Below are 20,527 nucleotides of genomic sequence, written 5' to 3'. Positions count from 1 at the left end.
ATAGGGGCGTTACGAAAACCCCTACCGTTGCGAAAACGCCCGAAAACTCACCCAATGTTTTTCCGGCACCTGGGAAAGGTCGGGTGTTCGCGGGTTTAGGGGCCTTTAGGGGTGTAGCAGCGACGGCGTGACAACTTAGCGTTAACCTCGGGAATTTCCTCCGCTTCGGCGCCGCCCTGAGGTGATTCCCCGACAGTTCGAAGCGATAACACAGTGTCGCGTATGGGACCGCCCGGCAGCTTCCCCAGCCCGCGACACCGATGAACTGGGTTCAAGGGGAGCGCAATGTTGCACACAATGGACAGAACTGAATACCGCAGCCAGGCGCCGGTGAGGACCGACGCCTACGACGTGATCCTGGCCGAACTGTGTTCGGCCCTGTTCGCGTCGCTGCCACGGAGTGACCAGCGCAGAAAGGGCGTGGAATACCTGCGTGGCCTGCTGTGCGCGCCGGGCCGCAAGTCGATACGGAACATCGCGGCACTGGTCGGCGGCCAAGCCACCGAGCAGAGCCTGCACCACTTCATCAGCGACTCCACCTGGGACTGGACGCCGGTGCGCCGCGCGCTGGCCAAGTACGTGGCGCGCAACGCGCCACCCCAGGCGTGGGTGGCCAGGCCGATGGTCATCCCCAAGGCGGGACGGCACTCGGTCGGGGTCTCGCGGCGCTTCTGCCCCTCGCTGGGGCAGGCACTCAACGCCCAGCAGGCGATCGGTGTCTGGGCCGCGTCGGAGGAGCTGAGCAGCCCGGTGGGCTGGCGGCTGCACCTGTCGCAGGCCTGGCTGGACGACGGCCAGCGGCGCAGCCGCGCGTCGATCCCCGACGGCGCCGGGCTCGAATCGCTCGGCGACTGCGCGATCGAGGCCTACCTCGAGACCGCGGCCAGGCAGGATCTCCCGGTCTTGCCGCTGGTCATGGACGCGCGGGAGATGGACGTCATCGCCGCGGTGCGCAAGCTGCGGATGGCGGGCGTCCCGTTGCTCATCAGGATCACCAGCACGCTGCGGCTCACCGCCGCCGATCCGGCTTTGCCCGGGCACAGCGCGGAAGCGCTTCCCGCTCAGCAGATCATGGGTGCGGCACGGGACTTCCGCCGCACGGTCACCTGGACCGACCACGGTTCCAGCACGGCCACCCGGATGAGCCTGGCCGCCGCCGTACGGGTGCGCATGCCGTACTGCGGGCGAGGCGAGTTCCTCCTCCTCGGCGAGGGCACCAGCGGCAGGCCGTGGCCCGCCGAGCTGTGGCTCACCGACCTGACGGGTGTCCCGCCCGCGACGCTGCTGCGGCTGAGCAAGCTCGTCAACCGCGTCGACCAGGACTTCACCGAGATCGCCGACAAGGTGGGGATCAGGGACTTCGCCGGTCGGTCCTACGACGGCTGGCACCGTCACATCACACTGGCCTCCGCGGCGCACGCGGCGGCGGCCCTGAGCGGCAACCCCGACCAGGGCATGAGCTTCGTGTCCTGACCACCTTTCCGACGGACGCGGTTTCGGGGCTCCAGGACGGTCTACCGGCCGGCGTGGAGCCCCGCTGCTGCGCGGGGTGTCCGTTCCGTTGATCGGAACAGTTCTTCGGGGAAGCCTGAAGTCCTTATATGACAACGATGTCGCCTTAGGGGGCGCCGCGCCGGGCAGGCCGGCGCGGCCACTGGGTTCCGTCTCGCTCACACGATCACTCCCGCGAGCTCGGCCTCCTCGGCGATGCGGCGCTGCTCGGACGGCACGTGCGCGACCGGCAGCAACGCCAGCACGGCGCGCGCGATCGCGTCGGAATCGCGCAGTGTCACCGAATCGACGCCAGGCCGGATGCCGGTGGCGGTCACCCAGTGCACGGACTCGGTCGGCACGCCGTACGCGAACCGGCGCGGGTGCTTGCGGCCGTGCCCGTCGATCACGTGGTACGGCCGGTCGGTGACGGCGAGCCCGCCGGTCTCGTGGAACGTGCCGTCGTCGCTCTCGATGCGGTACGGGCTGATCTGCTCGGTGGCCAGCAGCTGGCGCAGCAGCGGATCGGCCGTGCGGCGCAGGTCCGGCTCCGGCAGCCGCGCCTCGATGAGCACGGTCGCGCGGATCGGCTTGCCGGGCACCAGCTCGGATTCGGCGATGAACACGCGGTGTTTCGTGTCCAGCCGGATGACCGTGCCGGGTCCGGTGATCACCAGCACCCCGGCCTCGATCAGCGCGATCATCTCCTCGATGCGCGAGACCGGCGGGCCGACCGAGAGGAACGCGTTGAGCGGGGTGTACCAGCCTTCGAGGTCGTCGCGGTGCGAATTCCCTTCCAGGCCACCGTGATCGACGGCGAGGCGGATGTCGTTGCGCAGGTCGCGCAGCACGTCCAGCGCCGCCTTGAGCGGGCCGCTGAGGTTGCCGGCGCGTGCCGCGCGGACGTCGTCGTGCAGGTATTCGAGCAGCCAGGCGGTGAAGTGCTCGCGGTCGGAGAACTCGCGGGTGCCGTACGGGTTCGTGAGCTTCTCCCAGTCCCAGCGATGCGCCGGGGTGATGCCGTAGGAGTCGAGCAGCCAGCCGGGGTCCTCGTCCGGCGGCAGCGCGAGGTACTTGCCGATGATGGCGTCTTTTTCGTCGCCGCGGCCCCAGGATTCGAGCAGCGTTCCGTAGTAGACGCTCTCGACCTCCTTCGCGATGACCGGCCACAGCTCGGAGGTGAACTGCACGCGCGAACCCTCTTCGGCGCGGCGGCGCAGTTGCGCGATGTACTCGGGCGTCAGCAGCCTCGGGTGATGGCGCCCGGTCGCGCCCTTCTCGTTCTCGCCGCGCGCGTGGTACGGCACGCCGCGCCGCGAGCTGGCGTACAGCTTGGGCTCGTTGCCGGACGCGCGGTAGACCAGCCTGCCGTCCTCGCGCGCGAAGTAGCCGCCGCGGCCGGAGGTGAACAACGCCATGTGGTCGAAGAAGTTCAGGCCGAGCCCGCGCAGCAGCACCGGCTGACCGGCTTCGATCTGCCCGAGGTCGAGGTCGGCCGGATTGGCCGGGGTGATGTAGGTGAGGTAGTGGATCCGCGCGAGCTGCGCGGTCCGCTCCTCGCGCGGTGACAGATGCGCCGGCACGTGCCCGACCGCGAGCACGATCGCGTCGAGCTGGTTGAGCCGGACGCCGTTGTCGAGCCGGACCCCTTGCGGGCCACCGAAAACGCCGAGCGTGTCGGCCATCGCGATCACCCGTGACTGGTGCACGACGACCTTGACGTGCTCGGGCGCGCGGACCACGACGTTCTGGAAGCAGCTGTGCAGATAGCGGCCGTAGAACGCGCGGGTCGGGTAGGTGTCGGGGCCGAGGTCGCGTGCCTCGGCGAGCGTGGCGTCGTCGAGCTCTGTCGAGTCGGAGAACGTCTTGGTCCACTCGTAAAGGCTCGGGCCTGGCTCGATCGGCCCGTCGATCTGGGTGCTCTCGTCGGTGTAGATGGTGATCTGCGACGCGACGGTGTTCATCAGCAGATGCCGCGACTGGTCGGCACGCCAGACCGTGCCCGCGCCGGGCTCGGACGGATCGACGACGTGGACGGTCAGCGCGGCACACGACGGCGCCGCGCGCTCGTTGGCGAGCAGACGCTCCAAAGTGGACAGTCCGCGCGGCCCGGCGCCGACAATGCAGATCTCGACCTTGCCGACGCCCATTGACGCCACTCCCGTTCCCTCTGTGAGCACAACCCCGGTCTTGGATGCTCGCAGAGCGCGATGCGGGTGACCAGGCCGGGCGAGCCCGGTCCGTCAGGTCCACCCCGACCCGGGACCCGCCCGGAACACCGCGCGGCCCGCGTACCCCCGCCCCCGCCACTCCCAGGGGGCCGGCCCCACGTCCAGCTTATCGGAGCCCACCGGCGCCCCGACCGAAAACGAAGGGTTGTCCACAGCCTCACGGCGTTGTGGACAACCCGAGTAGTAGCAGGTCAGGGGCCCCGCTCAGCAGCAGGAGATGGCCCTTGCCCGAGGTCTTCACGAAGTGTTCCGGGGCGGTGGCGGACGGCAGGGTCCGCCACCGCCTGCGGCGCACCGGCGGCATGGCCCGCCGGCGGGTACCGCGTCCGGCCCCGGAGATCAGCGCGTCATCGCCCTGATCCAGTCGGCCAGGCTCGCGCCGGGCGGGTCCGGCCATTCCGGCCAGAAGAGCAGGGATTCGTTCGGTGAGTTCAGCCAGGAGCACATCGGCCAACGTCCCGTCTTTGTCGTGTTCCACCAATTGCCGGCAACAGGCGCACCGGCGGCGCCCGTGGGTAAGCCTCCTTCCCGTTCAGCGCGGGATCGGGTCGCGACCGGGCAGATCGGGCAGCCGGTCCAGTTCGATGCCGAACGACTTGCGCACCTCGTCGAGGAATTCGTCGTCCTCGAGCACTTCGGTGGTCCGCTTGCCTTCCTCGATCCGGGTCAGCACCCGGCCTTTCAGCTTGATACGGCCGATCGGGGTCGCGATGGACGCCCACAGTGCACTGTCCAAAGGAGAGTGCGGCGCGGTGCGCAGCCACCACAGCGCGGGCTCGAAGTCGGTGAGTGAACGCTCACGCAGGTCCACGCGGTACAAGGGATTTCCGTCGCGCAGCACGTCGATGTCGCCGTCCGGCGCGTCGACGATCTGGAACTCCCCTTCGAAGTCGTTCTGCGTGTGCCGCAGGTCGAGCCTGAGCGGTTTCCTTGCCGCGAACCAGTATCCGACGTCCACGAGCCAAGGTTCGTGGTGATCGACTCTCAGCACAAGATGACCGTTCAGCGGGCCAAGCCGTCCGTCGGCGCCGACGACCCGCGCGCCGAGCAACGAGACCTTGAACCCGAGTTCACGCAACAGTGACGCGAACAAGGAGTTCAGCTCCGCGCCCGCACCCCCGCGCTGTCCCCTGACCACCTTGTCCAGCACGGCTTCCCCGAGTTCGATCGGTTCCTTGAACTGGAAGCCGAAGGTCTCGAACGGAATCGACTCGAGGTGGCGTAACTGCAGTAGACGTAGCGCGTCGAAGCCGACCTCGAACGGCCGGTGCGTACCGATCCGGTCCAGATAAGCCGCTACATCAGCTTTTTCCATTGCCGTGGCACTCCTACGGTGGCGATGGTGTGTGATGAAGAATCGGCTTCTCATCCTGAAACCGGACAACGGAAGCCGCCATCCACGCTCACCGCACTAAGTCAAGTCGCGGCACGCTCTTCACATGCCGGACAACACCGCGTGCCCGCGCCCACGCGCGTAGTCGATGATTTGTTCACGGCGCAGCCGTCTTCCCGCCGCCAGCGCGGCTTCGGCCGCGGACGGCGCGAGCAGGCGCCGCGCGGTGGTCTCCGCGGCTTCGAGTTGCTCGCGCCAGCGTGGGCTTTCCTCGCCCTGCACGGCGTTACGCATGCGTGCCGACGCACCTATCAGCCGCAGCGCGCGCTCCGCCTGGCCTTTGCGCGCGGCGACGACGGCGAGCCCGTCGATGAGGTAAGCGGGACCGCGGAAATCACCTGGCTGCAACATCAAACCCTCGGTGAACAACGCCTCCGCCCGGTCGAGTTCTTTACGAGCCAACGCGACCACTCCCGCGGTGTGCAGGATCGCGGTCAGCTTCGCGCCCTTCGCGCGCAACACCGGCAACGCCGCGGAAACGAGTTCGTGCGCTCGCTCATTGTCACCGTTCTGCAGCGCCGCCCACGCATAGTTGTGCCGGCAGAACGCTATGTCGAGCGGACTGGGTATTTCTTTGATCTCGCGAAGAATGTCGAGACATTCCTGATAACAGACACAAGCGGGGCCGTAGTCGCCCAGCGACACCCGGATACCGGCGAGCACACTGAGCGCGCGGGCGACCGCGAGCGGGCTGTCGGCCGTCCGCGCGAACGCGAACGCGCGCTCGGCGAGCTGACGCGCGACGATCTTGTTGCCGTCCATCACCTCGAGCCAGGCCAGATGCACGAGCGCGAGGCTGCGGTCGGCCGGCGAGCACGGCGTCCGCGCGAGCACCGTCGTGAGCAGCTTCCTGCCCTCGGACATGTAGCCCTGACGCCGCCAGCACACCGTCAGCGCCGTCACGAGCAGCAGTTCACGGTCGTCGCCGCGCTCGCAGGCGGCTTCGACCGCCTTGCGCAGGTTCTTGCTCTCGTCGGAAAGCCGTTCGATGAGCCCCGGTGGCGCGCTCGGCGTGAACACCGCGTCGACCAGCGGCCTGCACAGCGCGACCGCCCAGTCGATGCCCCGTGCCCGCCACGGGCCGGACTCGGCGGCCTCGTGCAGCCGTTCCTCGCCGAACCGCCGGATCGCTTCCAGCTGGTGATAGCGCGTCGGCCCGCCGGGCACCCCGGTGGCGATGACCAGCGAGCGCACCGCGAGCGAGCGCACCAGTCCCTCGACGTCCTTGCCGGAGATGCCGGCGTCGGTGCACACGGCCTTGGCCATGTCGGTGTCGAAACCGGCTTCGAGCAAGGAAAGCCTACGGAACACCCGCTTCTCCTGCGCGCCGAGCAGGTCGTGCGTGACGGTCAGCGCGGCGGCCAGCCCGTAGCGGCCCGCCGCGGTGAACTTCGACCCGATCGTGCCGATCGGCAGCGTGTCGGCGAGCCTGGCGGCCAGCTCGATGGCCAGCGGGACACCGGAAAGCCGCTCGCAGATCGCCGCGACGGTCTCGGCGCCGTCCTCGCCGAGGTTGCCGGCGCGTTCGGCGAACAGGCGCGCGGACGCGGCCGGCGAGAGCGGGCCGACCGCGAAGATCATCTCGCCCGGCACGCCCAGCGGCGCGCGGCTGGTGACCAGCACGCGCAGGCCGGGGCAGCGGCCGAGCAGCAGTTCCACCAGGTGCGCGCAGTCGGCGGCGACGTGCTCGGCCTGGTCGAGCACGATCAGCACGCGGCGTGAGCCGACCACCCGCGCGATCGCGGCGGCCACCGGCTCACCCGGCTGCTCGGGGATGCCCAGCAGGCTCGCGACGGTCTGCGGGACCAGTTCGCCGCCGGTCACCGCGGCCAGTTCGACCAGCAGCATGCCGTCGGGGCGCACGCCACGGGTGCGGGTGGCCAGCTCGATCGCGAACCGGCTCTTGCCGATGCCCTCGGGGCCGGTCAGCGTCATCAGCCTGGTGCGCCGCAGCGAGCGCGCGACCTCGGCGAGGTCGGTGTCCCGGCCGAGGAAGCTGTCGACGGGGGCGCTCAGCTCGGCCGCGAAGGCACGCGGGACGAGCGCGTGCTCCGTGCCGGGTTCGCTGCGGGTCCGCTGCCGGTAGGCACGCTGACGGCACGCGTTCGAGCAGTATCGGGCCCGCCGTCCGGGATCTTGTTCCGCTCGGACAGGCAGCGCGGCACCACACTGCTGGCAGCAGTCCGCCAGGTCGAACACCAAACCCCCTTGAAGATTCCTTTTTCGACGGATCTTGATCCTCCGGCCGGGGCCGGTGGGTGCGCATCGGAAAATCGGGCAGTCTCCCGCCGTCATCCTCCTGTGTACCGGTAAACGCCTGATAGACGCGCTCTGTACGTAATAAACAGGGGGCGTCGGTTCGTTCGTGTACGAGCCTAGTACACGAATTGACGCCAATCAGTTACGCTTTGTAGACGTGACCGGCGATGCGTCCCCCGAGGGGAGTGACCAGCCCGCTCTTGCCGACTATCTCACCAGGCTGGAGCAGCTGATCGCCGCGTCCACCAGCCTCGAACCGGGTATCGACCAAGCGGCCGCTTTGGCCGAACTGCAACGGGTAAGCGCTTCCGCGCTGCGTGCCGCGGTGGCGGGCGCACGCGGTCAGGGTGTCACCTGGCGGGAACTCGCGAAGGGCGTCGGCATGCCCGCGATGACCCTGCACGGGCAATTCCGCTCGGGCCGCGGGGTGATCGCGGTCGGCAACAGCACGACCGAACCGCCCAAACAGGCCGCCCGCAAGCCGGGCGCGGCCACCCAGAAACGCTATGTCTGCCCGCCGCCGCGCGACCGGTTCATCGGCAGGGAACGCGAACTCACCGAACTGCGCGGAGTGCTGGCCAAGAATCGGATGGTCACGCTGGTCGGCTGCGCGGGCGTCGGCAAGTCCCGGCTGGCCGGTGAGTTCCTGCGCGCGATCGCCGGGCGCGGCTACGGCGGCGGCGTCTGGTGGGTCGACCTGGCCCCGCTCGCTGACGGCTCGCAGGTCACCGAGGCAGTCAACGCCGCGATCCGCGACGGCCGCAACGGCTGGAAGCCCATCAACGAGGACCGGGGCAACGCGCTGCTCGTGCTCGACAGCTGCGAGCACCTCGTCGACGACTGCGCCGAGCTGCTCGAACAGCTTTCCGACAGCCATCCCCAGCTGCACGTGCTCGCCACCAGCCGCGAGGCGCTGCGCACGCTCGGCGAGGTCATCTTCAGCATCGAACCGCTGCTCGCCGCCGCGCCGCCCACGGCCGACCCGCGCGCGGTGGACGCCGTCCGGCTCTTCGTCGACCGTGCCCGCTCGGCGGTGCCGACCTGGGAGCTGACCGACGAGCTGGTCCCGGTGGTCGCGGAACTGTGCCGCCGCCTGGACGGGCTCCCGCTGGCCGTGGAGCTGGCCGCGCGGCAGATCGGTGTGCTGCCGCCCAACTCGCTGCTGGAGCAGGCCGACCAGCGGCTCGACCTGCTCGCCGGCGGCGCGCGCACCGCGCCGGAACGGCACCAGAGCCTGCGCGCGGCCATCGAGTGGAGCTACGACCTGCTCAGCCCGCTCGGCCAGGAGGTGTTCCGCCGGGTCGCGATCCTGCCCGGCGCGTTCGACATGCACGCCGCCACCGCGGTCTGCGCCGACCTCGGCACCGGGCCGGACGAGCTGTGGCCGGTGCTCACCGACCTCGCGGCGAAGTCGCTGCTGGTCGCCAGGCCTGGCACGGCGACCCGGTTCATGCTGCTGGAATCGCTGCGCAAGCTCGGCAGGGAGCGGCTGGCCGACGAGCACGAGCTGCCCGGCGCGCACGAGCGGTTGCTGGCCTGGCTCACGGCGCTGGCCGAAGGCTGGCTGTTCGACGGCGACGAGAACCCGTCGCAGATCTACGAAGAGCAGCATCTGCTGCACTACGCGGTGACGGTGGCCGAGGAGCTGAAGGACGCCCGGTTCCCGCTGCTCGCGCTCGCGCTGGCGTCGTGGTGGCGGCGGCAGGGCGACTTCCAGCAGACCAGGCAGCTCATCGACCGGATCATGCCCACGCTGCCCGAGGATTCCCCGATCCGCGCGCGTGGCCTGATCGAGCTCGCGCGCGGGCTGGAGATCCGCGGTGACTATGTCGAAGCCGAGTTGCACGCCAAGGAAAGCCTGACGCTGAGCTCGCGGCTCGGCCAGCCGACGCTGGTGGTGCGCGCGCTGATGGCGCTCAGTTCGGCCTACCGCGGCCTGGAGAACGCGGCTTCGGCGCTCGACGTCGACGTCCGCGCGGTCGAGCTGCTGCGCGCGCTCGACCGGCAGTCGATGCTCGCCAGCACACTCGCGCTGGTGGCCTGGGATCTGGTGCTGCTGCGCCGCTACGCCGACGCTCAGTCCACTGTGGACGAGGTGCTCGCGTTGCTGGAGGGCAATCCGGAGGAAGCCACGCTCGCGGCCGTCACGCACACCGCGGGCACTATCGCGTTGATGCGCAATCAGCTCGACGAAGCGGCGAAGCAGTTCACTCGCTCACTGACCGCGACGATGCTCGACGCCGACAGTCCCCCGGAAGCACTAGAAGGACTGGCCGCCGTCGCAGCGCGTTCCGGTCACGCCGAACGGGCACTGCGGCTCTTCGCGGCGGCGAAGGCGACCAAACAAGCCATCAACGCGGTCACCGAACCGTGGTCCGCGCGCCTGATGGCCGAGGAGACGGCGACCGCGCGCAGCCTGCTTCCCGAGTCGAAAGTGGTCCGCGCGCAAGCGGAAGGCACCGCGCTGACGGCCGAGCAGGCCATCGAGTACGCGCTGCACGACACCCTGCCGACGGTGCCGGCGTGGGACTCTGAGCAGGTACTGACCCCGCGCGAGCATCAAGTCGCGGATCTTGTCGCGCAAGGATTGACCAACAAGCAGATCGCGGTGCGGCTGGCGATTTCGCCCCGTACGGTCGTAAGCCATCTTGAGCACATCAGGACCAAACTCGACTTGCCCACCCGCGCGCACATCACCGCATGGGTCACCCGGATGCGCTTCGAAACGGTCCATTCTCGCGCCTAGTCCGTCACATGCGTCCATCGCGATAAATGCTCCAGACCACCCTTCGAGTGAAGAAATCCCTTTCATATAGGGGAAACCCGGGGAAACTCCTTACCATCAGGCGACCACTCCTGCGTAAAACGATATGGGAGGACGAGTCGCCGTGACACAGTCCGTGGAAGTTCCGGTACAAGAGTTCAGTCTGCATTGGACACTGCCGGGCAGCCGAGGTGGCCGGGTGAGCTTCGAGATCTCCGGCCAGGTCAGCCTCCTCAACAACGACCGCGCCTACAAGATCGACGGCGTCCTCTATGTTGCCGAGGGCACGGCTTATTCCAAGGAGATCGGCAACCCGAAGCTCTTCGTCCGCCGCAACGGCGTCGAGCACACCGGCAGGCAATGGGGCTGGGAGACCATCTGCGCCAAGAAATCCTGCGAACGCCTTTGCACAATGGACGCCTATTTCGTCCGTACCGGCTATTGGGCGCCCGCCGACAGGGCCATTCAGCTCAGTATCGGCGCGGAACACGGCTTCGGCGGCAGGCAGAAGACATACAGCCCCACCGTGACGGTCAAGCTGACGGACTGAAGTAAGTTCTCTTTTTATGAACACAGTGGCGCGCAGCGCCTCCGTTGAGGGCGGTGGCGGGTGACGGGTGGGGGCTGTCCTTGTGGCTACGGCCTGCCTTACGACGAATGCTGCGGCCGTCTCCACGACGGCCGGGCGACGGCGTCCACCGCCGAGCAGCTGATGCGGTCCCGCTTCAGCGCGTTCGCGGTGGGCGACACGGCCTATCTCCGCAAGACGTGGCTGAAACCGCCGTCCCCGCTCGACCTCGACGCCGATCAGCGCTGGACCCGGCTGGAGATACTCGGCACGACCGGCGGCGGCCCGTTCCACGCCGAGGGCACCGTGGAGTTCCGCGCGCACTACGTCGCCGGCGGCGTCAAGGACTCCATGCACGAGAACAGCGCGTTCACCCGCGTCGGCGGACAGTGGGTCTACGTGCGCCCGGTCGCCTGATCGGCGCAGGTCACGCACACTGGATCCGTGAAGGACTGGATCCTGCACTTCGACCTCGACCAGTTCATCGCGGCCGTCGAGGTCGCCAGGCACCCCGAGCTGCGCGGGCTGCCCGTGGTCGTCGGCGGCACCGGCGACCCGACCCAGCGCGCCGTCGTCGCGACCGCGTCCTACGAGGCGCGCGAGTTCGGCGTCCGCTCGGGCATGCCGCTGCGGCTCGCGAAGAAACGCTGCCCTGACGCGGTCTTCCTGCCCTCGGACGCGCCCGCGTACCTCGAAGTCTCCGCGCACGTGATGGACACGCTGCGCGAGTTCCCGATCGTGGTCGAGGTGATGGGCTGGGACGAGGCCTTCCTCGGTGTGCGCACCGAGGACCCCGAGGCGCTCGCGGAGGAGGTGCGGCAGGCGGTGTCCGACGCGACCGGGCTGGCGTCGTCCATCGGCATCGGTGACAACAAGCTGCGCGCGAAACTCGCCACCGGGTTCGCGAAACCGGCCGGGATCTACCGGCTCACCAAGGAGAACTGGGCCGAGGTGATGGGTTCGCGGCCCACCGACGCGCTGTGGGGCATCGGCGCCAAGACGACCAAGAAGCTCGCCGCGCTCGGGATGACCACGGTCGACGAACTCGCCGCCGCCGATCCCGCGTTACTGGCCGAGCGTTTCGGTCCGACGATGGGCCCGTGGTTTCGCGTGCTGGCACACGGTTTCGGCGACACGGAGGTCACCGCGACCCCGTACATCCCGCGGTCACGCAGCCGCGAGACGACCTTTCAGCAGGACCTGACCGAGCATGCGGAGATCACGGCCCAGATCAGGATCTTGGCGGGCCGGGTCTTCGAGGACGTCGTCGCCGAGGGCAGGCCCGTCGCGCGCGTGGCGGTGAAGGTCCGGTTCAAGCCGTTCTTCACCCAGACCCGGAGCATGACACTGCAAGCGCCGATCGAATCCGCTGCCGACCTGGAAGCAGCGGCGCTGACGGTCTTGGCCAAGTTCGACCTGGACCGGCCGGTGCGGCTGCTGGGCGTGCGCGCCGAGTTCACGACCCACGGGAGTCGATGAGGACGGCGAGGCCGTCGAGGATGCGGTCGAGGCCGAACTGCCAGCCGTTGTCGAGCTCGGCGCCGTTCACCGAGGCCGTGGCCGCGGCGAGCGCGGGGAAGGCGTAGCCGTGCCGCCCGAGCAGGTCGGTGATCATCGGGTTGAGTTCGCGGCCGTCGGTCCACGGCTGGGTGCCCGCGGTGTCGGCGGACTGGGTGTTGCGGATGTGGCCGCTGACCAGGAAGACCGCGTCCATCCGCTCGGCGCCGTCCAGGCCGGTGCCTTCGAGTGCGGCGACGGCGGACTCGGTCCAGCCGATCTCGCGCGGGCCTTCCATCCGGTCGCCGACCGTGGCGACCGGGATCCAGGGGTGCCGTCGCCAGGCCTCGCGCATGCCATCGGCCCACGTCACCAGCCGGTCGCGCCAGTGCGGGATCGGGGACAGGTCCGGCGGCTCGCCGACCGCCGTTTCGATCATGACGGCCACCAGTTCCGCCTTGTTGGCGACATGGCGGTAAAGCGCCATCTTGGTGACGTCGAGCCGGGCGGCGACCTGCTGCATCGAGACCGCGGCCATGCCTTCGGCGTCGGCGAGTTCGATGGCGGCCGCGGCGACGCGCTCGAGGTTCAGCGTCGGCCTGGTCTTGGGGGCGGGACGATCACGCAGGCCCCACAGGCGCTCGGCGCTGTCCTCGGAAACGCCCTCGACCATCCGTTCTCCGTTCACACATTTGGGACTTGCCGATGACGCCCCGGTGTGTCTACCGTACACGATGTGTCCGACGGACACATAGGTTTCCTGGGGATACATCCAACACCTGAGATTGAGGGCCCGCCATGTCCAAGATGATCTTCGTCAACCTGCCGGTGAACGACGTCGCCAAGTCGACCGCGTTCTTCAACAAGCTCGGCTTCGAGACCAACCCGCAGTTCTCGAACGAGTCCGGCTCCAGCCTCGTGGTCAGCGAGAGCATCTTCGTGATGGTGCTCGACAAGGCCAAGTTCGGCAGCTTCGCCACCAAGGAGATCGGCGACAGCTCGAAGACCACCTCGGCGATCATCTGCCTGAGCGCGGACAGCCGCGAAGAGGTGGACACGCTGGTGGACAACGCGCTGGCCGCCGGCGGCCAGGTCGCGCAGGAGCCGCAGGACCACGGCTTCATGTACGGCCGCAGCTTCCTCGACCTCGACGGTCACCACTGGGAGATCGCGTACATGGACATGTCCGCGATGCCGTCCTGACCGAGTGAACCGGTTTCGCGCGCGGTCCGTGTAGCCCAGCATGAAGGCGTTGACACGGGCCGCGTGCGCGGCCGCACTGGTGGCCGTGCTCGGGGGTTGCGCGCAGGCCGTTCCCGGCACGAGCACCGCCGACCGGCAGGACCCGACCACGGTGGCCGGGCTGGCCATCACCGACGGTCCGAGCGGGCCGAAGGCCGGGGTGGCCGACGCCGGGCTCCCGGTGCTCAACGGGGACGGCGGCGCCATCGACAAGCTCGCCGCGAACGCCGTCGCGGATGTGCAGCGGTACTGGGACCAGCAGCTCCCCGAGCACTTCGGGCGGCAGTTCAAGCCGATCACCAGGCTCGTCTCGTACGACTCCGGCGCGCGCGGGCTGAACCTGTGCGGCAGCTCGACGGCCGGGCTGGTCAACGCCTTCTACTGCGCGAACGACGACACGGTCGCCTGGGACCGCGGCGAGCTGCTGCCGAGTCTCGACGAGTCGTTCGGCCCGATGTCGGTGGTCGCGGTGCTGGCGCACGAACTCGGCCACGCGATCCAGTTCCGCCTGGGCGCGGGCGACGCGCCGTCGATCGTCAAGGAGCAGCAGGCCGACTGCTACGCGGGCAACTTCTTCCGCTGGGTCGCGGAGGGCAACGCGCCGCACTTCCAGCTCTCGACCGGGCCCGGCCTGAACCAGATCATGTCCACCCTGTTCTTCATCAGGGACAACGCGGGCACCAGCGCCGCGGCCGACGGCGCGCACGGTGACGCGTTCGACCGGGTCTCGGCGTTCCAGTTCGGCTTCGGCGAGGACCCGAAGCGCTGCGCGAAGATCGACGTCGCCGAGGTGCGGCAGCGGATCAGCCAGCAGGCGTTCAGCCCCGAGGAGCGGGATTCGGGACTGGGCAAGGGAAATCTGCGGGTCACCGACCCGAACGCGCTGCAGAACCTGCAGGACTCGCTGCGGATCGCGTTCCCCGGCACCCCGCCGCCGGCGTTCACCCAGCACCGGGCCGCCTGCGCGGACGCCAAGCCGACCACGCCCGCCGGGTACTGCCCGGCGACCAACGTCGTCACGCTCGACCCGGCCGAGCTGACCAAGATCGGCACCCCGCCCCGGCGCGGAAACAAGGGCGGCATCGGCGACTTCGCCGCGTTCGCCGAGATCGCGTCCCGGTACGCGCTGGCGGCGCAGAAGGCCGCGGGCGGTTCGCTCGACGGGCCGGTCGCCGGCCTGCGCACCGCCTGCCTGACCGGCACCTGGGCGAGCACGATGCGCGGCGACCAAGAGACCCCACTGAAGCTCTCCCCCGGCGATCTCGACGAGGCCGTCGCCGAGATGCTCAAGGCGAGCAGCCTCATCGCGGGCGACCTGGACGGCCAGAGCGTCGGCTCCGGGTTCGCGCGCGTGGAGGCGTTCCGCGACGGCTTCGCGTCCGGGTCAACGATCTGTACCAGCAAATACGCCTGATCGGATCTACGATCGGCGACGTGGACTTGCCACTGATGCCACCGGTCAAGCCGATGCTCGCCAAAGCCGTGCACGAGGTTCCGCGTGCGCCTGGGCTGGTCTACGAGCCGAAATGGGACGGGTTCCGCTGCGTGGTGTTCCGCGACGGCGACGAGATCGAGCTCGGTTCCCGCAACGACCGGCCGCTGACCAGGTACTTTCCCGAGGTCGCCGAGCTGCTGAAGGCCGCGCTGCCGCCACGCTGCGTGGTCGACGGCGAGATCGTGCTGGTCACCGGCGAGGGCCTGGACTTCGAGACGTTGCAGCTGCGGCTGCACCCGGCGGCGTCGCGGGTGAAGAAGCTCGCCGAGGAGACGCCTGCCAGTTTCGTCGCGTTCGACCTGCTCGCGCTCGGCGACCGCGACCTCACCGAGGAGCCGTTCACCGAGCGCCGCAAACTGCTCGAAGGCCTGCTCGACGCGTCGGTCGAGCGGGTCCACCTGACGCCGATCACCGCCGACCCCGACGTGGCGCAGGACTGGTTCACCCGGTTCGAGGGCGCCGGGTTCGACGGCGTGATGGCCAAGCAGGCCGAGCTGCCTTACGAGCAGGACAAGCGCACGATGCTCAAGGTCAAGCACGTGCGCACGGCCGACTGCGTGGTCGCGGGCTTCCGCTGGCACAAGGACGGCGTCGGCGTCGGCTCGCTGCTGCTCGGCCTCTTCGACGACAAGGGCGAACTCCATCACGTGGGCGTCGCGAGCAGTTTCACGGCCGCGCGGCGCAAGGAACTCGTCGCCGAGCTGGCTCCCCTGCGCGAAAACGCGCTCGAAGGTCATCCGTGGCGGTCGTGGGCGGAGGTCCAGGACACCCGGCTGCCGGGCGCGCAGAGCCGCTGGGCGCCGAATAAGGACCTCACCTGGGAGCCACTGCGGACCGAATGGGTGGCGGAGGTCCGGTACGAGCACCTGCAGGGCAGCCGGTTCCGGCACGGCGGGCGGTTGGTGCGGTTCCGTGCCGACCGCACGCCGGAGTCGTGCACCTACGCCCAGCTCGAAGAGGTCGCGCCCGCCGAGCTGGCGACGCTGTTCGCGGAGGCACGATGAGCGAGTTCGTGCTGCTCGACGTCGACGGCACCGAGGTGAAGATCTCCAGCCCCGCCAAGGTGTATTTCACCGAGCGCGAGGAGACGAAGCTCGATCTCGTCCGCTACTACCAAGCCGTCGCCGAGCCGCTGCTCGCGACGCTGCGCGGCCGTCCGCTCATGCTGGAGCGCTACCCGGACGGCGCGAGCGGCAAGTCCTGGTTCCAGAAACGCGTGCCGAAGAACGCGCCGGAGTGGCTGACCACGACCGTGGTGTCCACGCCGAACGGCACCACCAGCGACGCCTTGGTGGCGGCGGACCTCGCGCACATCCTGTGGGCGGTGAACCTCGGCTGCATCGGTTTTCACGTCTGGCCGATCCACGCCGATCAGCCCGAGATCGCCGACGAACTCCGCGTCGACCTGGACCCGTCGCCTGGCGTCGGTTTCGACGAGATCCGCGCGGTGGCCGTGCTGACCCGGGATTTCCTGCGTGAGCACGGCATCGAAGCGAAGGTGAAGACCTCGGGTTCGCGAGGGCTGCACATCTACGTCGGGCTGGAACCTCGTTGGGACAGCTACGAAGTCCGCGCGGCCGCGGTGGCGTTGGCGCGCGCTTTGGAGCGCAAGTACCCCGATCTGATCACCGCGCAGTGGTGGAAGGAGGAACGCGGCTCCCGGGTCTTCATCGACTTCAACCAGAACGCTCCACACAAGACGGTGTTCGGCGCCTGGTGCGTGCGACCGAGGGTGGGAGCGCAGGTTTCCACCCCGCTGTTCTGGTCCGAATTGGACAGTGTGGATCCCGCAGGACTGACGATCGCGACGGTGCCCGCGCGGGTGGCCGAGGCGGGAGATCCTTGGCGCGACTCGGTTCCGCAGTCCCTGGAGCCGTTGTTGGAGATGTCCCGGTACGACCTCTCGCACGGCTTGATGGACGCGCCGTGGCCGCCGGTGTATCCCAAGCAGCCCAACGAACCGCCACGCGTCGCGCCCAGCCGGGCGAAGCGCGACTGAGGCGCTACACCGTGCGATAACCGTCGGCCTGGATGGCGAACAGCCTCGCGTACTCACCGTCCAAAGTGATCATTTCGTCGTGCGTGCCGCGTTCGACGATCCGGCCGCCGCCGAGCACGACGATCCGGTCCGCCTCACGGACCGCGCCCAGCCGATGCGAGACGAGCAGGCTGGTCCGGCCTGTCCGATGGGTACGCAGCCGCTCGTGGATCTCGTGCTCGGCCTGCGCGTCGAGCCCGGCACTCGGCTCGTCGAGGATGAGCAGGTCGCTTTCGTCGCGCAGCAGGGTCCTGGCCAGTGCGAGGCGCTGCCACTGGCCGCCGGACAGCGTGACGCCCCGGTCGTCGTCCTGATCGGCGAAGATCCGGCTGAGCATGGTGTCGTAGCCGCGAGGCAGCGACTCGATGGCCATGTCGATGTCGGCGCGGCTCGCGGCGGCTTCGATGCGCGGCCGGTCGTCGAGCGCGTCGAGGTCGCCGACGCCGATGTTCTCGGCGACGGTCAGGTCGTACGACATGTAGTCCTGGAAGAGCACGCCCATGCGGCGGCGCAGCTCCTCCGGCGGCACGTCGCGGATGTCGACGCCGTCCCACAGAATCGTGCCACGAGAAGGATCATAGAACCGGCACAGCAGCTTGATGAGCGTGCTCTTGCCCGCGCCGTTGAGACCGACCAGCGCCAGCGACTCGCCGTGCGCCAGCGTGAGGTCGACGCCGCGCAGCACCCACGGATGGCTTTCGTCGTAACGGAACCAGACGTCCCTCAGCTCGATCCCGGTACGCAACGGCGGCAGGACGGCGCCCGCGTGCGACGGAAGATCGTCGGGCAGCGACGTCATTTTCACGTGGTAGGCGAACAAAAGCAGCGCGTGATGTGCCATCGCGACACTGCCGACCAGTCCGACGAGCGCTCCTTGCGCACCGGCGACCGCGGCGACGAACGCCGTCACGTCACCGACACTGAGCTGCCCGCTCGCGGCCGCGTACACCGCCCAGAGCAGGCCGGCGCCCGCGACGACCGCGGACAGCAAGGCCAGCAGCGACCGGGTGCGGGCGTCGCGGCGGTCGAGCCCGCGCTCGCCCTCGTGGATGACGTCCAGCTCGCTGAGCATCCGTCCTTTGAGGAATCCGCCGAGCCCGAACAGCCGGGTTTCTTTGGCACCACGGACATCCGTGATCAGCGAGGAGTAGAAGACCCGACGCCGCGTCGCCGGTGAAAGCCTCGCCATCATGCCGACCCGGCCCTTGGTGAGCGCCAGGCTGGCGAACAACGCGGGCACGGCGGCGACTGTCACCAGCACGGCCATCATCGGGCTCAGCAGCGAAAGCGTCGCCAGCAGGCTGACCAGCGTGATCACCGTGCGGCCCGCGTCGAACAGGCCGGTGGTCACCGGCCGCATCGCGCCGCCGGAGGCCTCGACGGCCATGTTCAGCTCGTTGAGGAAACCCGGGCTTTCGAAGCGTGCCAGCCCTTGGAAGCCGTTGATCCGCGTGTACAGCTCGTCCTGCATCGTGCGGTCCATGCGCCGCGACAGTTCCGCTTGCAGGTAACCGGAAAGCGGCGGCAGCAGCCCCACTCCGACCCCGCTCAGCAGCAGCCCGCCCGCGGCGAGCAGCGCGGCTTCCGGGCGTCCGGCGACGAGGTCGTCGACGACGAACTTCGTCAGCCAGGCCGTCGCGGTCGGCAGCAGCCCGCCGAGCACCGCGAGCGCCAGCTGCGCGATGGCGAGTGACCGGCCCGCCCGCCAGCACAGCCGCCAGATCACGACGACCTGGCGAGCGAGTTCAAGCGGCTTGCTCACGCCGACGGCACCGGCTCGGCGAGCGCCGCCACGGACGTCTGCGCCTGGTCGATCCGGGATCCACTGACCCGCAGGAAAGTCGGGAACGCCTGGATGTTCACGGCCTCCGTGAGTTCCGTCGCCTCGTCGCCGAGCACGAGCGCGGAGACCGGGGAGAGCAGCTCGATCAGGTCGGTGACGTCCTTCGGCTGACCGCTGATGACGGCGAGCGCGGTGTGGCTTATGGCCAGTTCGGCGAACCGCGGTGCTTCGTCGTGACAGGTCGGGCAGCCGGAGTCGAAGAAGCCGACCAGGTCGTACCCGGCCACCGGGATCTCCTTGCCCGCCAGCACCGCCGGGTCGTACCGGGGACCGTGCTTCGCTTTGAGCGCCGCCAGTTCCTCGCCCTGCTCCCGCAGGCGCCGCAGCACGGCGAACGTCAGCAGCAACTCGAACAGGCACAACGCGCCGACGAACACGACGGCCGCCACCAGGAAAGTCATCTCACAGCCTCACTTCGAATCTTGGGTGACGGCGAACAACGCCATCAGGTCGTCGGCACGCACGACGAGCAGCACGCCGACCGCGGCGGCGGCCAGCGCGAGCAGCACACCGCCCGGCTCCATCGCGCCGGTGGAGCCCGCGAAGGCGAGCCCGCCGGCGCCGGTGGCGAGCAAGATCAGGTTCCGCACCACATGGGCCATGCCCAGCGGGGTGACCGAGGCGCCGAAACACCGGCAGGGCGCCTGACGGCCCTGGCCGATCGCCACCACGATCGCGCCGGTCATGCCGATCAGCAGCGCCGAGGCGAGCCCGAAACCGGCCACGACGGTGCCGGGCACGGCCAGCAGGACGACTACCGCCGCCTCGGCCGCGACCACGGCCGCTGCCGTGGGGACGGACCATTTACGGGGCAGCAGCCGCAGCCCCTGTATCGACCGGGCGAACTCGTCGAAAGCCGCCCGGCCACGCGCCTTTCCGAGCACGGCGAAGAGAAAGACGCCGAGCAGGAAAGCGCGGAAGAACAATTCGGCGTATGACATGAACACTCCCGCGCTTTCCCGCTCGGACGAATTCAGCAGCCGATGCCGCGGACCTCGCAGGCGCCACAGGAGCTGTGGCCGCCGACGACGTGGCAGTACCTTTCGTACCGGTACTTCGTACCGTCCACGGTGCCGCAGAAGCAGCGGCTCCAGAAGCTGGTGTCCGCCTTCGCGGTCGTCTTCGGCACCAGCCGCTCGAGCACGCGGTCGCCGATACGGCCCAGTACAGAGTTCATCGGGTTTTCTCCATTCGCATCACCGAAAATGTGATGCCCGGACACTAGGAACGGCCCGTATACGAATCGTACAAACAGCCCTATCGGCCGGTTATACGGCGGCTGACCACGCCGAGCACCTGATCGGCCGGGTAGAAGCCGCGCTGCTTCGAGTCCACACTGTCCGGGTTGTCGCCGAGCACCACGAGCATCCCCGCTGGCACGGTCGCGTGCCCCTCGGATCCCGCGATACCGGGCGGAACCGGGTCCCCGGCCAGCGCGACGGCCCGCTTGAGGTTCCAGTACCTGCCGTCCGCGCCGGGCCCCGACGGCAGGTGGGACCCACGCGGGTCGAGTGGTGGTTCGAGCACCACGACGTCGCCGTGCCGCACCGGCTTCCCCTTGCGTACGAGCACCCGCTCGCCGTCGGCGAACGTGGGCTGCATGCTCACGCCGTCCACAGTCACCACGAGCAGGGTGCGGCGCAACCACATCGCCACCAGGCCGAGCCCGGCCAGCACCCCCGCGAAGATCTTCACTCGCCCCATCG

The 20,527-nt window shown here is 69.1% G+C and carries 19 protein-coding genes; 9 read left to right on the top strand and 10 right to left on the bottom strand.

The window, feature by feature from the left end; genetic code table 11:
- The first annotated feature begins 297 nt into the window (after positions 1-297).
- The gene (locus tag AB5J62_RS06765) at positions 298-1,473 is read left to right on the top strand and encodes an IS701 family transposase (RefSeq protein WP_370947251.1); all 1,176 of its coding nucleotides are present in this window, start codon (positions 298-300) and stop codon (positions 1,471-1,473) included.
- Between the two features lie 197 nt (positions 1,474-1,670).
- Here the strand turns inward: AB5J62_RS06765 and AB5J62_RS06760 are convergent, their stop codons facing one another.
- The 4 genes from AB5J62_RS06760 to AB5J62_RS06745 form a co-directional block, all read right to left on the bottom strand.
- Positions 1,671-3,641: an FAD/NAD(P)-binding protein gene (locus AB5J62_RS06760; protein ID WP_370947250.1), complete on the bottom strand. Its 1,971-nt coding sequence runs from the start codon at positions 3,639-3,641 to the stop codon at positions 1,671-1,673.
- Positions 3,642-3,879: 238 nt separating this feature from the next.
- Positions 3,880-4,017: a hypothetical protein gene (locus tag AB5J62_RS06755; protein WP_370947249.1), complete on the bottom strand. Its 138-nt coding sequence runs from the start codon at positions 4,015-4,017 to the stop codon at positions 3,880-3,882.
- Positions 4,018-4,254: 237 nt separating this feature from the next.
- Complete coding sequence (locus AB5J62_RS06750; protein WP_370947248.1) at positions 4,255-5,037, bottom strand: arylamine N-acetyltransferase; 783 nt, start codon at positions 5,035-5,037, stop codon at positions 4,255-4,257.
- A gap of 120 nt (positions 5,038-5,157) precedes the next feature.
- Positions 5,158-7,314 carry an AAA family ATPase gene (locus AB5J62_RS06745; RefSeq protein ID WP_370947247.1) on the bottom strand — a complete coding sequence of 719 codons (2,157 nt, stop codon included), beginning with the start codon at positions 7,312-7,314 and terminating at the stop codon, positions 5,158-5,160.
- A 217-nt stretch (positions 7,315-7,531) separates the two neighbouring features.
- Here AB5J62_RS06745 and AB5J62_RS06740 point away from each other — a divergent pair, with 217 nt between their 5' ends.
- The 4 genes from AB5J62_RS06740 (at position 7,532) to AB5J62_RS06725 (ending at position 12,185) form a co-directional block, all read left to right on the top strand.
- The gene (locus AB5J62_RS06740) at positions 7,532-10,120 is read left to right on the top strand and encodes a LuxR C-terminal-related transcriptional regulator (RefSeq protein WP_370947246.1); all 2,589 of its coding nucleotides are present in this window, start codon (positions 7,532-7,534) and stop codon (positions 10,118-10,120) included.
- A gap of 142 nt (positions 10,121-10,262) precedes the next feature.
- Positions 10,263-10,688, top strand: coding sequence for a hypothetical protein (locus tag AB5J62_RS06735; protein WP_370947245.1), 426 nt, complete (start codon positions 10,263-10,265; stop codon positions 10,686-10,688).
- Positions 10,689-10,748: 60 nt separating this feature from the next.
- Entirely contained in the window at positions 10,749-11,123 is a 375-nt protein-coding gene (locus AB5J62_RS06730; RefSeq protein WP_370947244.1) for a YchJ family protein, read from the top strand.
- Between the two features lie 27 nt (positions 11,124-11,150).
- Entirely contained in the window at positions 11,151-12,185 is a 1,035-nt protein-coding gene (locus tag AB5J62_RS06725; protein WP_370947243.1) for a DNA polymerase IV, read from the top strand.
- On the opposite strand, the gene AB5J62_RS06720 is transcribed toward AB5J62_RS06725, so the two are convergent.
- Positions 12,163-12,876: a TetR/AcrR family transcriptional regulator gene (locus AB5J62_RS06720; RefSeq protein ID WP_370947242.1), complete on the bottom strand. Its 714-nt coding sequence runs from the start codon at positions 12,874-12,876 to the stop codon at positions 12,163-12,165. The two genes, AB5J62_RS06725 and AB5J62_RS06720, sit on opposite strands and share 23 nt — an antisense overlap.
- Before the next feature lie 125 nt (positions 12,877-13,001).
- Here AB5J62_RS06720 and AB5J62_RS06715 point away from each other — a divergent pair, with 125 nt between their 5' ends.
- The 4 genes from AB5J62_RS06715 to ligD are packed head-to-tail and all read left to right on the top strand — an operon-like array spanning position 13,002 to position 16,939.
- Positions 13,002-13,406, top strand: coding sequence for a VOC family protein (locus tag AB5J62_RS06715; protein WP_370947241.1), 405 nt, complete (start codon positions 13,002-13,004; stop codon positions 13,404-13,406).
- 40 nt (positions 13,407-13,446) lie between these two features.
- Positions 13,447-14,859, top strand: coding sequence for a neutral zinc metallopeptidase (locus AB5J62_RS06710; RefSeq protein WP_370947240.1), 1,413 nt, complete (start codon positions 13,447-13,449; stop codon positions 14,857-14,859).
- Between the two features lie 20 nt (positions 14,860-14,879).
- Entirely contained in the window at positions 14,880-15,944 is a 1,065-nt protein-coding gene (locus AB5J62_RS06705; protein WP_370947239.1) for an ATP-dependent DNA ligase, read from the top strand.
- Complete coding sequence (gene ligD, locus AB5J62_RS06700) at positions 15,941-16,939, top strand: non-homologous end-joining DNA ligase (protein WP_370947238.1); 999 nt, start codon at positions 15,941-15,943, stop codon at positions 16,937-16,939. Before AB5J62_RS06705 ends, ligD begins: the two co-directional genes overlap by 4 nt.
- Before the next feature lie 4 nt (positions 16,940-16,943).
- Here the strand turns inward: ligD and AB5J62_RS06695 are convergent, their stop codons facing one another.
- The 5 genes from AB5J62_RS06695 to AB5J62_RS06675 all read right to left on the bottom strand — a co-directional run bounded on the left by AB5J62_RS06695 (position 16,944) and on the right by AB5J62_RS06675 (position 20,516).
- Positions 16,944-18,740 carry an ABC transporter ATP-binding protein gene (locus AB5J62_RS06695; protein WP_370947237.1) on the bottom strand — a complete coding sequence of 599 codons (1,797 nt, stop codon included), beginning with the start codon at positions 18,738-18,740 and terminating at the stop codon, positions 16,944-16,946.
- Positions 18,737-19,222: a TlpA family protein disulfide reductase gene (locus tag AB5J62_RS06690; RefSeq protein WP_370947236.1), complete on the bottom strand. Its 486-nt coding sequence runs from the start codon at positions 19,220-19,222 to the stop codon at positions 18,737-18,739. The genes AB5J62_RS06695 and AB5J62_RS06690 overlap by 4 nt, the downstream gene beginning before the upstream one ends.
- Before the next feature lie 9 nt (positions 19,223-19,231).
- A complete protein-coding gene (locus tag AB5J62_RS06685) occupies positions 19,232-19,762 on the bottom strand; it encodes a MauE/DoxX family redox-associated membrane protein (protein WP_370947235.1) in 531 nt (176 codons plus the stop codon).
- Between the two features lie 32 nt (positions 19,763-19,794).
- Positions 19,795-19,998, bottom strand: a complete 204-nt coding sequence (locus AB5J62_RS06680) for a hypothetical protein (protein WP_370947234.1) — start codon at positions 19,996-19,998, stop codon at positions 19,795-19,797.
- 80 nt (positions 19,999-20,078) lie between these two features.
- Positions 20,079-20,516 carry a S26 family signal peptidase gene (locus tag AB5J62_RS06675; RefSeq protein ID WP_370947233.1) on the bottom strand — a complete coding sequence of 146 codons (438 nt, stop codon included), beginning with the start codon at positions 20,514-20,516 and terminating at the stop codon, positions 20,079-20,081.
- Positions 20,517-20,527: the final 11 nt, after the last annotated feature.

The organism is Amycolatopsis sp. cg5, assembly GCF_041346955.1.
Classification (GTDB): Bacteria; Actinomycetota; Actinomycetes; order Mycobacteriales; family Pseudonocardiaceae; genus Amycolatopsis.
This window is presented reverse-complemented; position numbering and strand designations above follow the sequence as displayed.

What these genes read in the sequence shown, in the direction of transcription:
- AB5J62_RS06765 (WP_370947251.1), top strand. Translation starts at nt 298, where the DNA reads ATGGACAGAACTGAATACCGCAGCCAGGCGCCGGTGAGGACCGACGCC.
- AB5J62_RS06760 (WP_370947250.1), bottom strand. Translation starts at nt 3,641, where the DNA reads ATGGGCGTCGGCAAGGTCGAGATCTGCATTGTCGGCGCCGGGCCGCGC.
- AB5J62_RS06750 (WP_370947248.1), bottom strand. Translation starts at nt 5,037, where the DNA reads ATGGAAAAAGCTGATGTAGCGGCTTATCTGGACCGGATCGGTACGCAC.
- AB5J62_RS06720 (WP_370947242.1), bottom strand. Translation starts at nt 12,876, where the DNA reads ATGGTCGAGGGCGTTTCCGAGGACAGCGCCGAGCGCCTGTGGGGCCTG.
- AB5J62_RS06715 (WP_370947241.1), top strand. Translation starts at nt 13,002, where the DNA reads ATGTCCAAGATGATCTTCGTCAACCTGCCGGTGAACGACGTCGCCAAG.
- AB5J62_RS06710 (WP_370947240.1), top strand. Translation starts at nt 13,447, where the DNA reads ATGAAGGCGTTGACACGGGCCGCGTGCGCGGCCGCACTGGTGGCCGTG.
- ligD (WP_370947238.1), top strand. Translation starts at nt 15,941, where the DNA reads ATGAGCGAGTTCGTGCTGCTCGACGTCGACGGCACCGAGGTGAAGATC.
- AB5J62_RS06690 (WP_370947236.1), bottom strand. Translation starts at nt 19,222, where the DNA reads ATGACTTTCCTGGTGGCGGCCGTCGTGTTCGTCGGCGCGTTGTGCCTG.
- AB5J62_RS06685 (WP_370947235.1), bottom strand. Translation starts at nt 19,762, where the DNA reads ATGTCATACGCCGAATTGTTCTTCCGCGCTTTCCTGCTCGGCGTCTTT.
- AB5J62_RS06680 (WP_370947234.1), bottom strand. Translation starts at nt 19,998, where the DNA reads ATGAACTCTGTACTGGGCCGTATCGGCGACCGCGTGCTCGAGCGGCTG.